We start from the raw sequence: 15,995 nt of genomic DNA, 5'->3' as shown, positions 1-15,995 counted from the left end.
ATCTAAAAAACAATCCCCTTTCTAAAACTAGAAAGGGGATTGTTTTTATTGAACAACTATCTTTTTAACCAGTCGTTCATTTTCTGTTTCGACCAGAACAATGTAAATACCAGTTGTTAGTTGTAAATCATATTCTAAGTTATATTCATCACTTCCATTTACCGTTTTAACATCAATTAGGTTATTATTGTAAATTCCGAATATCCTTATATTTAGCTCATTTTCTTTTCTTAGCTTCATATCTATCTTAAACCTTCCAGACGAAGGGTTTGGATAAATAACAAACTCATCAATCATAGGCTGACTTCCTGTAACCGAATCTGATTGACCGTCATTCTGTTTTTCAATAACGTAAACAGTTTTGGTTTTGTATTCGTAACAATCGCCTATTCTTGTCATTAACGTTAACTCATATTCTCCAACCTCATTTAATAAAACTTCTACATAATTAGCTCCTTCTCCAACTTTTTGAGCGCCATCAGGAAGAATCCATATTGACTCGTCGGGTCTAGGAGTACTAATATTAGCCGCAATGAAACTCTCGTTTTTAAATACTTGGGTAGAAACTATGAAATCTGCCATTATATCTGTCTCTGATGATTTAATATTTATCTCATCTATAGCTTCACACCCTTTATTATCAACTGCATGTAATTTGTACATACCCGATCGGTTTACTTCGATAATTGCATTGGAGCTACTAAATCCATTTTCAGAACTCCAACGATATCTTACACCATCAATAATTGATCCATCTAAAACAGCAGTTTGACCGTTACATAATGTAATATCATCACCTAAGTTTAAAGATACTGGTTCAGGGTCTTCCACTACGTATTCTCCAATTACTTTACATCCTCTACTGTCCGTAACAATTACATTATACTCTCCAGCCGTTAAATTTTCAATGTTATTGGTTGAAGCTCCATTGTTCCAATCATACGTATAAGGTCCAGTTCCTCCATTAACAAGAATTTCGACACTTCCATCACTTCCTTGATAACAAATTGGATCCATTACTTCCTCTTGTGATATCTCCAGCGGCTCTGGTAAGTTAATTGTAACGCTCTTGGTTATTCTACAACCATTAACATCCACAACAGTTACCTCATATGTATCCGCTACTACGTTTAATATTGACGATGTATTTTCATTAGTATTCCATAAATAAGTGTATGGCTCAGTTCCTCCAGAAACATCAGTATTTACAGTCCATTCATTCCCCAATCCACAATTCACATAATCGTAAGTTAAAGTTAACTCCAATACCTCAGGCTGTATTAATTCATATGCATCGCTCTCTACAATATTACCATTAGCATCTTCTACAATAATATAATAAGAACCTATTGATAAGTTATTCAAAACAGAAGATGTACTAATTACTATTGAATCACCTTCCTTATACCACTTAAATCGATATCCTGGTACACCTCCACTCGTTTCGACTCTTAAACCTCCATTTGATTGACCATTACAACTAATAATAGAAGTACGAACTACAGAAGCTATTAACTTGTCTGGTTGAGTTAATGTATAATCCTGAGAAATTGTACATCCTTTTGAATCGACAATAGTTAACTTGTATTCTCCCTTTGGAAGATTTTCAATACGCAAACTATTCGGTAAATCTAATCCCGTATTTGAAATCCAAGAATAGCTATATGGTGGCGTTCCTCCTACTACCTCCGTTTCAATACTACCATTGAATAAACCGAATCCTGTTGGATTGGATGTATTTAACGTATTTATTGTTAACGTTGGAGGAGTTCTCAGTTTAGCCTGCTGTGTAACTCTACATCCGTTAATATCAACCACGGTAAGTTCATAGCTTCCAGAAGTTATATTTTCTAAATTGGACGTTGCTTCACCATTATTCCATAGATAGGTATATGGTTGTGTTCCTCCTGCTACATTACTTGTTATTGTCCAATCATTACCATCACCACAATAAACATAATCAGCTGTTAAATCAAGAGTCAATACTTGTGGTTCCTGTAATTCATATCCTAATGTCGTAAAGCTATTGTTATTGTCATCCGTAACCGTTACATAATAGGTATTCGCATTTAGGTCATTTATAAGATCTCCCGTTTCAATTGTAGTAGAATTTCCATGTTTAAACCAACGATATGTATAATTTCCTACACCTCCTTGAGCCATAACTTTTAAACCTCCATCTGATGATCCATTACAACTTATTATAGAAGTTCTAACTATAGTCGCTTCAAGTTTGGCCGGCTCAGTTAACTCATATTCTTGCTGAGTTGAACAACCGTTAACATCGGTTATTGTAACCATATAATTCCCATCTGCTAATCCTTCTACTAAAGATGCATTCCCTATTTGATCTCCAATTGCATTTTTCCAGGTATATGTATACGGAGTTGTTCCTCCTGAAATACTGATCTCTACGAATCCATTTGATAAACCAAACCCTGTCGGATTCTCACTGTTTACTAAACTAATTTCAAGTAATTCTGGCTCAGTGATATTTACTACAAACTCATCATTTTCTTGGTTATTTAGAGCGAAACAGTTGAACCCATCTCTTAGTTGTATTTTATACTCTCCTGGTTGTAAATTTGATACTATTGTATTCGTTCCATTAATATCTAACCAATTTGAATAGGTATTTCCTTGGTATGAAATACGATATTCATATACTCCATTTCCTCCTGTAACATCTAATAAAATTTGACCGTCATTTGCTTGATAACAAGAAGAGTTTTCAATAGCAATAGTAGTTTCTATTTTAGTTGGTTCTAGGACTTCAATTAAAGGACTTCTTTCATTTATCCCTTCGGCGTTATCAACAACAACATAGTACACTCCAGAAGGAACATTTACTAATTGTTTATGGTTTCCTACAACCGTGTCATCAGCTGCATTATACCAAGTGTAACTATTTCCACCTGCTCCACCGATAGTAATTACATCCAATACAGCACTATTACCATTAAAACAAGTAATATCTTGAACCTGTTCAACATCAACTAATAATTCTCCTGGATTGGCTAGATTATATGTTTCTTCGGCAATACACCCTTGCACATCGGTTACTCTCACTGTATAAGTTCCTTCACTAAGCTCCGTGATATCCAAATCTCTTAAACTAGTAGTAACATCCTTAAATACATCCCCATTTTCATTCGTACATAAATAACTATAAGGAGCAACTCCTCCTACTATTTTTACTATGATTTTTCCATCATGGATAGTGTTAGATGTTGGTCGTATTAAACTTGTTTCAGCTATTTCATATACCTCTGGTTGCGATATTGTAATTTCACTATTCGATATGGAACATCCATTTTGATCTATCACGACAAGACTATATACTTCACTAACTAAGTTTGAAAGGGAGGCTTGGTTTTGAGCTGTATGACTCCAATTATATGTATATGGAGGCACACCTCCTAAAACTTCCACATCAATACTACCGGTATCTGCACCATAACAAAGAACATTTTCAATACTAATATTCCCAAATTTCAGAACTGGAGGTTCCGTTAAATGAATCGTAGTTAACTCAGTTATATTGTTATTTCTATCCTTTATGTAAACGTTATAAATTCCAGCGAATACTTCTATAAAAGTATCTGTTGATATTGTGTTTCCACTATCATCTTTCCATAGATATTCATAAGGTGCAACACCTCCAGTTACGACTGAGCTCAATGTACCTTGTTCACCATTACAAGAAATACCAATCTCTTCAACTTGCACTTCTAGCTTTTCTGGTTCAGTAATAACATAAGTCGATGTTGAAACACAACCAGCTGCATCTGTTACGATCAATTGGTAATCACCAGCTCCAATATTACTTAATAAATTGGTTGAATTCGCCATGGTATTTCCTAATGAATCTTTCCATACATAGGTGTATCCGACTGTTCCTCCGGTAATATTTACTTCAATTTTACCATTAGTCAACTCAAAACCAGTAGCATCAACCTTTTCAACTAAGGTAATTTCTAAAGGAGCTAAAGGAGATTGTACCTCAACTATTCTAGAAATTTCACAAAGGTTTTTATCTCTAACTGTAACTGTATAACTTCCTGCTAAAAGGTCTGTTAATTCACTTCCAATAGCTCCATGCCTCCAGCTGTAAGTATATGGACCAACTCCACCATTAACATTTACACTTATCCTTCCAGTATTATTTCGATAACATAATACGTCCGTAATGTTTATATCTGCAAATTCAAGTAATGGTGGTTCTGTTAAAATGATATTATTTACCTGAGTTACGTTATTATTGTTATCGGTAACTTCTAATGAATATATTCCAGCATGCACTTCAATAAAATCAACATTTGATATTACTTGGTTTTCATGATTCTTCCACACGTATGTATATGGTGTCACACCTCCTTGAACTAGAGCTTTCAGTTGTGCTTTTTCTCCATGACATAAAATCGTTCCGTATGCAATTGATGCTTCTAGTATTTCCGGTTGCGTAATTGTATAACTAGATTGTTTTATACATCCATTACCATCTTCGATAGTTAACTCGTAAGTATCTGCTTTTAAATCATCAATTTCATGAGTGGTACTTGATAAGATGTCTCCAAGCGAGTTTTTCCATTGATAACTATAATTAGGTGTACCACCCGCTATCGCTACCTTTATACTTCCATTTGATAGACCGAAACCTGTAGCGTCATTCTTCTCAACTAAACTTATGGATATTGGAGCTAATGGAGATTTTACTTCAAAAACTCTTGTTATTTCACAGAAATTCTTATCTCTAACCGTTAGCATATAACTTCCCGCTAATAATGTTGAAATATTAGCTTCGCTCTCACCGTGCCTCCAACTGTAAGTATATGGAGGTGTTCCACCAATAGCATTTACGTTAATAGCTCCCGTTGCCTCTCCAAAACATAATACATCCGTTATTGTAACTGCTCCTAAATCTAATTGAGTTGGTTCTGTTACGGTAAATTCTCTTTCTGCTTTAATCAAATTTGCATCGATTACTTCAGCAACATAAATACCAGCTCCAAGGTTTTCAACAAAACTATTTGTTGATAATACTGTAGAATCTCCTTTCAAATACCAATTATAAGTGTAGGGGGCAACTCCTCCTTCAACAATCATATCTAAACGAACTGTTTCATCTCCTTCACATAATATTTCATTGGTTTGAACTATGTTTGAAACTATTAATTTAGATGGCTGTGTTACGGTATAATTTTGATTAAAAACACAATTATTTCTATCTTTAATTATTACTTTATACTCTCCAGCTTCAAGATTCTCAATACTGCTTTCAGTTCCTAAGATATGATTATTAGGAACTGTTCTCCATTCATAAGTATAATTAGGAGTTCCCCCAATGGCCGAAATTACGATACTTCCATCATTTGTTTCAAACCCTCTTAAATTTGTAATGGTTACTGCATCAATTGAAATTCCAGAACTTGGCTGTTTAATTTTTATATCTTCTGAAACAACAACACAAGAATTCGCGTCGGTAACTTCAACAAAATAAACTCCCTCTTGAAGACCTGAAATATCTTTACTTATAGCATTGAAACTTGGATCACCATGTTTAGACCATTTGTACGAGTATCCCGATGTTCCTCCTGTAACATTAATTGTAATTTCTCCATCATTACCGCCATAACAACTAACATTCTTTATAGTTTGCTGACTCACCCCAAGTATCTCTGGTTGCGAAACAATAATCTCCGCAAAGTTTTCTTCTCCTTTAATATCTGAAGCTTCAATTCTATACTTTCCAATTGGTAAATCAGAAATTGAATTTAAAGAATAGTCAGTGTTTAGAGGAATTTTATCATTCCCTACAATTGAAAACCACTTATACGTGAAATCTGCTGGTGTTGAAATAATAGGGTAACCACCGTCTACAGTTGCTTTCAATACTGCCTTACTATCACCAAAACATGGTATTTCTTGTGTTTGTGTAATTGATACTACTAAAGGTTGTGGCTCTTTTACTTCAAATGTATTTGTTTTTTCGCACCCATTTGAATCAATTACTTTTACAGTATAAAATCCAGCAAAAAGATCATTTATATCTTTTGTTGTTTCTGAAAACGAAACATCACCCGCTTTTGTCCATTGATAAACATGAGATGGAATACCCCCTGATGTATTTATTGAAATACTTCCTGTATTGCCTCCGGGAACATCACAATTTACAATAGAATTTAATTGAAGTATCAACTCAGATGGCTGGGTAATAGTAACTGTTCTTACGGCATCAACTTCACATCCATTACTATCTTTTAACCATACATTATATGTATTATTAGAAAGCCCACGAATTGTATTGTTTGATAAAGTAGTAGTTGAAACATAGGTGTTTTTATTATCTATCGAATAAAAATAATTTCCTGTTCCTCCTCCAACATCTAACTTTATACTTCCATTACTTACTCCAAAACAAGTAACATCGGTCTTTGATATATTGAAATTTAAAGGAGTGGGTTGTGTTAACGAAATGAATTCCGTTTTACTTGTATACCCATCGTTTACAGTAACAGAATAATTCCCTTCAACTCTATTTATAATAGCGTCACCAAAGCTCGTTACATTAACACCATTTCTCTTCCATCTATAGGTATACGATCCTGAACCTCCAGATACTTGAGCTCTTAAATCTCCTCTTCCTCCATGACAATTTATAGCTCTTGATATTCTTAATTGTACTCTTAATTCAGGTAATTCGGTAATTTCAATTTCATTAGAGGTAATTATACATGAATTTACGTCTCTAATTGTGGCAACATAAAAACCAGCTCTTAGTCCTGAAATACTAGCTCCTGATTTAGAGAAAGAACCATCGCCTCGCTTCCTCCAAGTAACAGTATAACCTGGTGTTCCTCCACGAATTGTTAAATTTATACTTCCTGAGCTTCCATTGAAAACCATATTATGAGTCTTATTCACTCTAGTAATTTCAATTGGGTCGGGTTCTGTAATTCTTATTGGACTAGAAATTGTAGACATACAACTTCTTATATTAATATCTCTGATTCTAAATCGATATCCAACATATTGATTTTCATCAAGAAAAAACACATTACTGCTTTGCCATACGGTTCTATTTCCTTTCCAAACAGCATATTGATATCTTCCTGTTTTACCTCCAGTTCCTACTACGGTTACTCTAGCTTTTTGCCCATTACATTTAATTCTATCTGTAAAAACATTCGCTATTCTTACCTCCGTTTGTCCACCAACTGTAATACTTCTTTGAGCCTCCCCACTTCTTGTATCCTTTACCTCAACAGTATAATTACCCGGATTAACATCTACAGAAGTAGTATTTCGCACATTATAAATAGTTCGCCTAACAATGTTTCCTTGCTTGATAAAAACCGTATAATCAGAATATCCACCTCCGATCCCTGATACATTAATACGCCCCTGTTCGCCAAAACAATCTGGTGCTACTGCCGAAACAGAAAAGCTTACTCGGGCAGGATTTGTTATTCTGGGTAAATTGAGTTGTTTCGTACAACCATTTTTATCAGTATAAATAATTTTATGATTTCCTGCTGGTAAATTGCTAATACTAAAACTTCTCGTATAAGCTCTTCCTGTTCTTGTATTTGAAGAACTCCCATTAATTAAGACCCTATAGTTATAATAATTTGAGAACGGTGTTCCACCTTGCACCCAGTTAAAACTTATAGACGCATCACTAGCACCAAAAGCACTAGGCATAATAACAGAACCTGTAGAATGCCTAATATCCGTTTTTGAATTAATTCTAATAGGTATATTAGGTTTACCTTGTTGAACACACCCCTTTGAGTCTTTAACCTTAATGATATAATTATTTGGAGTAAGGTTGGTCACTTGTGTCCATCCAGAAAATGATCTGCTCCAAGTTCGTCCATTATTTAAACTATACACAAAACTTCTAGAACCTCCTGAAGCCGTAATTGTAATTTTCCCATCTCTCCTTCCAAAACAAGTTTCATCTTGGTTTTTGGTTGCGTTATATGTTACTGCAGCTGGTTTCGTTATATTAAAAGTAAAACTATCTCGACCACAAGTTTCAGAACTTCCACTTCGAAACCCGGTTATTTCAACCTTATAATTACCTCCTTCTAAATCTCCAGAATTCCAATCATATACCCAATTTCCTCGAACCCTTCTGAAAGATCTTATGTTAGTTCTATTACCAACTGAAACATACCTATTTGAATGCCTTAGTTTTTTTAACAAGTTAATATTAACACGCTCTCCACTACTAATTTGTCTATTAAAATACAGTGTAAAATTCGCATCAGTGCTGTACGAACATGTTGGTTGTTTTACTGAAGGAGCTCTTATTGTTTTAGGCCCTTCTGGTAAAAAACGGATACCAATTGTTCTTGATACATAACTTCCAGAACAACCAGGTTTTACTCGAATATTTATGGTTCTTGTTAATGCCCTTCTTCGATCGGCAGCTCTAGAGTATAAATGACTTAATCTTAAATTAAAACTTGTTCGTCCACGACCTGCCGAAATAGATCGCCAAACAGGTACTTGACGTGTTCGAGGTCCAGAATAATTCCTCAATGCCGCACGAGCAATATCTAATTGTTCCAAGATCATTTCGCATCTCCAATCCCATCCTCCAGTATAACAACCTCGAGCTTGATTTTCTAAATTTGAAACATTATTAAGTAATCTTTGATAATTAGGGTGTGTTTGAGTTGCGGTATTTATAGCATCAAAAAACTCCCAATTATATACGCTCGAACCTGGACTAAATCCTGATGTTGCTCGAAGAGTCTTAGAAGCATTTTCACAAATAGTAGCAGATGTAGCACTACCTCCAACGAATGAAATACTCATATTGGGTGTCATAGTAATTTGAGCCCACCCTGAATTTATTCCATCACGAAATACCTGATTTTTAGTATATCTTCTTGAATAACATGTCCCACTAACATTTACAGTTTTTCTCGTTTCTCTTGAACTTCTACACCCTCCCCATTTTCTTCTCTTTCTAGTTATCGTGTGAAACATAACCTTAGTTACTCTTTTACTAGTACTATAATTCTTTTGATATGAAAAGCTTCTATTAATAAATTGAGAGGGATTATAAGCAAATCGTTCCGATCTGCCGTTACTAAAGTATACCCTTATTTCTTTTAATCCGTTTTTATTCGTTCCACAGCTCGAGCTTCCTTGACCTATATATCCATTGATTTTTAACGTATACGTTTGAGCTATTGATGATATAGATAGCAATAAGAATAGAGTAATAAATATATTTTTTTTCATACTGCTTAAAGTTTAGTAGTTAATTTCAATTTTTTTCAAGGGAGACTTGGCGCCTGTCTCGAAAATTGCTTGTAATAGATATGAATACTTTGTATTAATCAATAGGTTTTTGTCCAAAAACTTATTGGTTTCATTTCCAAAAACTTTATAAAGTGAGGGCTTTTTTCCTTCTTTCGCTTTATAAAGATTAAACCCTTTTAAACCATCATGCTTATAAGTCCAATTCAAACGAATATAATTTTCAATTCTATTGGCCTCTGCAACGAACCTTTCTATTATAGGCTTTGGTCTATTATCAATAATAGTAATTTTTAAGGGAGTAATTGGTTCCGACTCTAACCCCGATTCATCTGTCGTTAAAGCCGTATATAAGTACGTTTTATCAGGAATACCAGTTCTATCTTCATATTCAGTAGTAGGCAATGGAATTGTCGCTAGTAACTGCCAAGGTTCCTCGACTCCTCTTTCTTTTCTGTATATACTGGTAGTTTCCGCATCTTCACTGGTACTGTTAATCCATTTTAATAATACAACTCCTTTATCCGCATTAAACAACGTAAAAACGGGTTGTGTTGGCGGTACGATATCAGGTCTTTTTAATTCTATAACCTCAGAGAATTCAGATGGATTATAGCGTTTATCGAAAGACTGTACTTTATAATATATATGCTTATTTAAAGTTTTAATATTGATTGTATCGGTAATAGAGTTTTGAGGAACTGGTTCAAAAGTTATTTGCGTGAATTCATCTGTTTTAAGATTTGCTTTGAAAACCCTATATCCTAAAAAGTCGATTTCAGTATTTTTCTTCCATTGAAGTCTCACGACTCCTAAAGAGTCGATTGTTCCATTTAACAAGGAAGGTATTGCCGGTGGAGTACTATCATCGGGTTGCACCATTTTTGGAAATGACGTTCTTGTTCCTCCATCAAAACCCACTCCTACTATTTTATAATAATTAACTGGTTGGAGTCCTGTTAAACGGATACTCCGCTGATTTTTCGAAATATTGTCGTTTATTACCAAATACTTCCCTTTAGGTGTATTTGATCGTAATAACTTAAACTTTTTTAAAGTATGTATCGCTTCTCCCGAAAACTCCCACTTTAACATAACTCCATAATTATCAACCAATACATCCGAAATAAAAGGTGTAAAAGTTAATGGTGTGATTCCCTTTCCTGAAACCACTTTCGAATAAGGCCCCTCTATTCCAAAAGGAGAGACTCCTTTTATTCGGTATTGATATACTTTATTGTTCTGGAAAAGACTGTCGATATACATCATTCTATTAGATGGGTTTCGTTCCCTTCCTCCTAAATCAACTAAAGGTGTTCCTAATAATTCTTTAAAACTCTTCCCTGCATCTTCCGATTTTTCAATAATATAGTTGGTATAGAAACTACTTACAATCGCTTGATTCCAAGATAAAAGCACCGTTTTATCTTTAAAAACTCCGACAAACTCCTTAGGTTCAGGCAAAGGTTTTTTATCTCTTAAACCAATATAAACACCTCCTTTTTTTACTTTTTTATTTTCATTTTCTGGAATTGCGACACGTATGTTATACAAATAATTCTCACCTTCCTTTACAGTAATATCTTCGAAAGCCAATCCTGAAAATTTTGCTACTTCGAAATCTTGATCTGCCGCATGTAAAGCGAATGTAAAACGTTGCTCCAAAGCTTGTGCTTTGTTTATAATATTTAGAATACCATTTCCTCCATTGTTCATATCTACTTCAAACTCTTCTCCATATAAGGCTTGCGCTGCAATAGCGGCGTTTACGTTATTTTCAGTAAACTCCTTCCATTCCATCATTGGGCGAGGCTTAATAGGGATAGGTGTCAATAATTCTACTTTAGGTTGTTGTTGTACTACTCCATTTTTTACAATAGTTTTTCGCTCGATATGATAACCATATTTATTCGCATATTTCCAAGCTCTTGGTGTAGTAACTCCCCATCTCAATAGTATCTTTTTATTCGATACGGTGGCTATAACTTTCACTTCAGAAGCCTGACCACCAATTTCTTTTTGTGAATAAATGTTTGAGATTATTCCTAAGAATAAACAGATTATATTCAGGTTCTTCATCTTAATCATGTAAAGGGTTTTCATATTTTATTTGATTCGTAGAACTCGCTCTAGATTGACCTGGCAACATATACTTTAATGTAGCATTATATCTACCTTTTCTCATGTATGGGAAAGGATCCGTTGCTAATTTTATATATCTAGGATTTGTTTCCCATGATAGACTAGAGTTTACCAATTGATACCTCAAATCTTCATAATCCCTTAAATAATAATAAGCCAAATTGTAACTATAAGGATTGTATAAGTTTGCTTCATCCGTATATCCATTTTCAGCATAAGTCACGTACCATGTCAGAGGCTCAACGGCTTGTTTCGGAGGCACTCCTACTTTATAAGTTTCTCTTGATACTGTAATAACACCTTCATAAGGATATCCCTTATAAATCATTGGAAATATTTGCCTTTTATAATAGCTATCGTCTAAATTAGCCGCAGCCACTATTAATGGTTTGTTACCCGTAAATTGATTTCCTCTAAGCTCAGGAATATCAAAAGTTTCAAGAAAATTAATTTTAGAGTATAAAATTATCCCACTTGGATAAATCAAATGCTCATATAAATTTCGAACAACTCTCATTGTTCTCATTTTCTGTTGAAAAGTTCTAAATGCACTCGTGCTAAAATCATACGTTAGCAATTCTCTTTCACCATCTTTACTTATACTTCCTTCTGCTTTTCTAGATTTTACTTGCGCGGTATTATTACTATCTCCATTTATATTTTTTGATTGATAGCTTTCCGAAACATTTGTGTCTAAAGTATTCCCTTCAGAAACTAGCATCAAACTTACATTATAGTCCGTTTGATTGTCGATTTGAGAAGGTAAAGCATAGGTAACCTGTTTTCTAGCTCTATTATAGGTGTATGTTTTCTTATAACGACTTCCAAATCCAGAAACCATATTCATTTCTTTCTTCCAAGTAGGTACTTCATCAAAAAGATATGACTGTCCTCTTTTCAGATTTATATACGCCGTTCTATACTGATCTTTATAGAAATTCTTTTGACCAAGAACAGGATACATATAATCAATATTGGATAACGGAATTGTTGTTGGTGCCTCTCCGGTGGTAAAATTAACTTCTTTAAATTCAGTTGCATTAGTACCGCCTGACTTTATGGTTTCCCATCTTCCATTTTTATATTCCTGAAAGTACAACTGTACCTTCGCTTTTAATTGCGAATGTGGTGGTAAAATTTCATGAGAATAAAAGGCCGCAACGTCATTTCTGTCATTCCATTTTACCTCTCCATCAATGCTATTTCCATTATGAGTTACATTAAATTCATCTAATAAAATTTTATATCTTCTATCACCGGTATCATCAGGAATATCAAAAACTTTATTTATTTGCATATTGAAAACAGCCTGAGGTGCAGCAAATACATCAACATCACTGCTGCCATCTTTCGGTGTTAAATCACTTATGACAACAATTCCATCTAATGGACCTCCTCCAATCATATCACATTTATCCCCAAGCTCAATTTTAAATCGGAATCTACCCTTTACAAGACCACCCAATAGACTATATTTCCCGGCCAAATATCCTCTGAACCAAGCTGGATTCGGTAAGCGAGCTTGTAATAAAACGGCTCCTCCCCCAGAAATAATTGGAAGTTTCTTTTTAATTCCGAATAATTTAAAGGTAAGTCCCAAAACTCCTTGCAAATAAGCGTATGCTTGTCCGTTAGCATACCAACCATTCATTCCTACGGGTTCTGAAGAGCCTCTACAATAAGCATCTCCATAATCCTTTAGCATAATATCAAATCCGATTCCAGCATCAAAACGTGCATAGAATATCAAAAATTTCAAATCTCCTGTAGATACACTCATACTTGATCCAAATGCCAAACCTTTTCCTGACTTCAGCATATTGGCGTCTCTCATATAATCTAGTTCGCTAGCATCCATTCCCAAAATATCAGCAACTATAGGAGGCGGAGGCGGACTTCCTGGTAAATCATCACCAGTCATAAAATAACTATCCATCTGAACTCTAAGAATACCAAGGTCGATTTTAACTCCCACTCTATCTTCAGGAGTTCCTATTAATAAATGCCATTCATCGGGTGACACATAGAAATCGAGCCAGCCAGCTCTTCCATTTGGTCCAATACCTTTTAACACGCCAAAATTGATATATACTTCGGACGTAGAATGGAAAATGTCATTGACAAAATCAAAACCAATAAAAACATTCGCGGAAATTGCCGCAGTTGGAGATTGTGCTGGTATTCCTTGACCACCAACAGCCGCTATACTGCTTAAATTACTATTAACCGTATCAAAGAAATCTCCCGGTAAAGATGTAATTAACTCTCCAAAACCTTTTAAGTATACTTCCTGTAGTCCTCCCGATCTTCTGAATGCCATACCAAATTCTACTGTGGCATGAAACAACTCCTCAGAATTTTGAGTAATAATACCCACTGAAGCTTTTAAACCAAACGAATTTTGCTCATATGGCTCATAAATAACTCCAGACGTTGAAGCTCCAATTTCTTTAAAAGCAGCGTCCTGAACATTGGTATTACCAGCCATTCGCATTTTATTGTAAAAACCACCACCGAAAGCATTTAAGGCAAAACCTGGAAACACAGGAATTCCACCTGGGATGGTCACTTTCGCATCGGCGTACCAATAACGGAAGGTATCTGTTCTTCCAAATAGAGCTTTCGCCTCACATTCAAACTTTAATCCTGTTGAAAGCTTTGCGCCTACTGCTCCCGCGAAGCCTGTTCCATATGTTGGGTCATCTTCAAAAATAAAAATAGCCCCTTTTAATTGCATTCCAGCTACGTCCATTTTAATGAACAGGTGCTCAAGTCGTACACCATCAAACTTCCACTTATTACCAGCATCATCTAATTTTCCTTTAATGGCTAACTTTGATGCCCCTCCATTTCCTCCGTCGGATTCGGATGTTAGATTCACTTCAAAATCAAAAAGTAACTCAGCTTTGTTGTCTCCTGGAGTTTTCAAGCCTATTTCATTAATTGCTATCGGGAAATTAGCTAATTGTAATCTTCCTTTTATTCCAAAGTAATCAACAGAAAACTTAGGAGACTCTGTTTGAAGTACCATTTTTTGGAAAGTAATCCCTTTAAAATCAATGATATTTTTGGAATTATCATAACTATTTGAAGTATCATCCTTTTTTAGTCCAGATGCCAAACTCATTGATCCATTTAAACTTGCTTTCGGCCTGAACTTTCCATCTTTCACCTTCATTTCAACGTAGGAATCTTGAGTAAGGTGCACCTTCGCTTTCCAAACATCAAACTTTATATCCTTTTCAGTTTTTACCGCTAACTTATATTCTCCAGGTTGAAATACAGCATTGTATTGTAAACTATCTAATTGAGAAACTGGTAAAACGAGCTTCCCTTTAAACTCTCCGCCTCTCAAATGATTCGTTTCAATATCTAATAAAAAATGATCTAAAGAAAAATCCCATCCTGAGGCACTTCCTTCATTTAACCCAATAATATTTTCACCTATGAATTTACCTGTTACCCCTTGCTCATCGATAATTAAATCTGAAGCTCCAAATGCAATTCTATCGCTACTTCCTTTCTTTTTGAATTCGGGTGGTAAAACAACTTGTAGTGATTTTACATAAACACCTCTCCACAAAGTTGGTTGTGTACTATAAAATTTATTTAAATAAACTTGCGGAGTTGCCTCGTCATTTCTTAGATCACTAAAATCAAACACAGCTGTATTTAGCTTGAAGGTCGTTCCCTCTAAACCTTTAATACCAAACTCAGGCAATGATATATTCACAACCATATCGTTCCAATCGGAAGCTGTTGTTTTAAAATCGGCTTCAACATAACCGACTTTCTTTTTACCGTTGTCATCCACAGGAAATAATAAATCACTTGCAAATTTTAAGTTGGCATCGATTCCCATTTCTTTAAATCCAGAACAATCTATTGTTGCATAAGTTCCGGGTTCTTCAAAACTTCCTTTTAAGGTTAGTAATAGTGAACCGTTATTTATGTTAACCGTAAATTGAGAAATTAAATGAAGCCTTGCATCTCCAACAATTCCTCCATCATGAGATAACTTTACGTTAGATGCTCCAAGAATTAATTCTTGCTCTCCTCTATCTGGATTGGTATTTGGCAAATTAACCTTTAAAAAAACGGTTAACTCGGAATAGGTTGGTTTTAAAACGGCTTTGGCAATACCAACAGTGTACTTTACATTGCTAATCGTTACAGGTTTTATAGCAACAGGCAGTTCACTGAGACCATCTCTTGTTAAAAGATCAATATAATTTCCAGACTCTTCAATACTTTTAAAAGTATTCTTAGCCATCTTTAACCATTTTTCATTTGTTTGATTCTCAACCGAGGAAAAGTCATATCCTTGTTGATCAAAACTCGCTTTTTCTTCTAAAACTTGATCAGAATCAAACTTTTCCAATGAAGAAAAATTTCTAAACTTCTTTTTGGCTATTGCTTTAGATAGATTTGGTGATTCCAAATCTTTTACACTCAAACTGTCTTTTTTATAATCAAAAGTATTGCTAGAGAATAGTTGAATACTTACAAACATGATCATAAAAAAACTTAGGGGTAGTTTTTTATTCATTGATGTAGCGTAGTTTAGTTAGTTA

Annotated in this window: 3 protein-coding genes; all 3 read right to left on the bottom strand. The window is 34.7% G+C overall.

Translation table 11 applies throughout. The annotated features are described in order from the left end of the window. Positions 1-45: 45 nt before the first annotated feature. The 3 genes from BLW23_RS01645 to BLW23_RS01635 are packed head-to-tail and all read right to left on the bottom strand — an operon-like array spanning position 46 to position 15,970. Positions 46-9,261, bottom strand: coding sequence for a T9SS type A sorting domain-containing protein (locus BLW23_RS01645; RefSeq protein WP_093667510.1), 9,216 nt, complete (start codon positions 9,259-9,261; stop codon positions 46-48). A gap of 12 nt (positions 9,262-9,273) precedes the next feature. Further along, positions 9,274-11,367: a fibronectin type III domain-containing protein gene (locus BLW23_RS01640; protein WP_093667509.1), complete on the bottom strand. Its 2,094-nt coding sequence runs from the start codon at positions 11,365-11,367 to the stop codon at positions 9,274-9,276. Next, positions 11,360-15,970: a hypothetical protein gene (locus BLW23_RS01635; RefSeq protein WP_143032080.1), complete on the bottom strand. Its 4,611-nt coding sequence runs from the start codon at positions 15,968-15,970 to the stop codon at positions 11,360-11,362. The genes BLW23_RS01640 and BLW23_RS01635 overlap by 8 nt, the downstream gene beginning before the upstream one ends. Between the last annotated feature and the right edge of the window lie 25 nt (positions 15,971-15,995).

This window comes from Tenacibaculum sp. MAR_2009_124 (assembly GCF_900105455.1).
In the GTDB taxonomy this organism is placed as follows: Bacteria; Bacteroidota; Bacteroidia; order Flavobacteriales; family Flavobacteriaceae; genus Polaribacter.
This window is presented reverse-complemented; position numbering and strand designations above follow the sequence as displayed.

What these genes read in the sequence shown, in the direction of transcription:
- BLW23_RS01645 (WP_093667510.1), bottom strand. Translation starts at nt 9,261, where the DNA reads ATGAAAAAAAATATATTTATTACTCTATTCTTATTGCTATCTATATCA.
- BLW23_RS01635 (WP_143032080.1), bottom strand. Translation starts at nt 15,970, where the DNA reads ATGAATAAAAAACTACCCCTAAGTTTTTTTATGATCATGTTTGTAAGT.
- BLW23_RS01640 (WP_093667509.1), bottom strand. Translation starts at nt 11,367, where the DNA reads ATGATTAAGATGAAGAACCTGAATATAATCTGTTTATTCTTAGGAATA.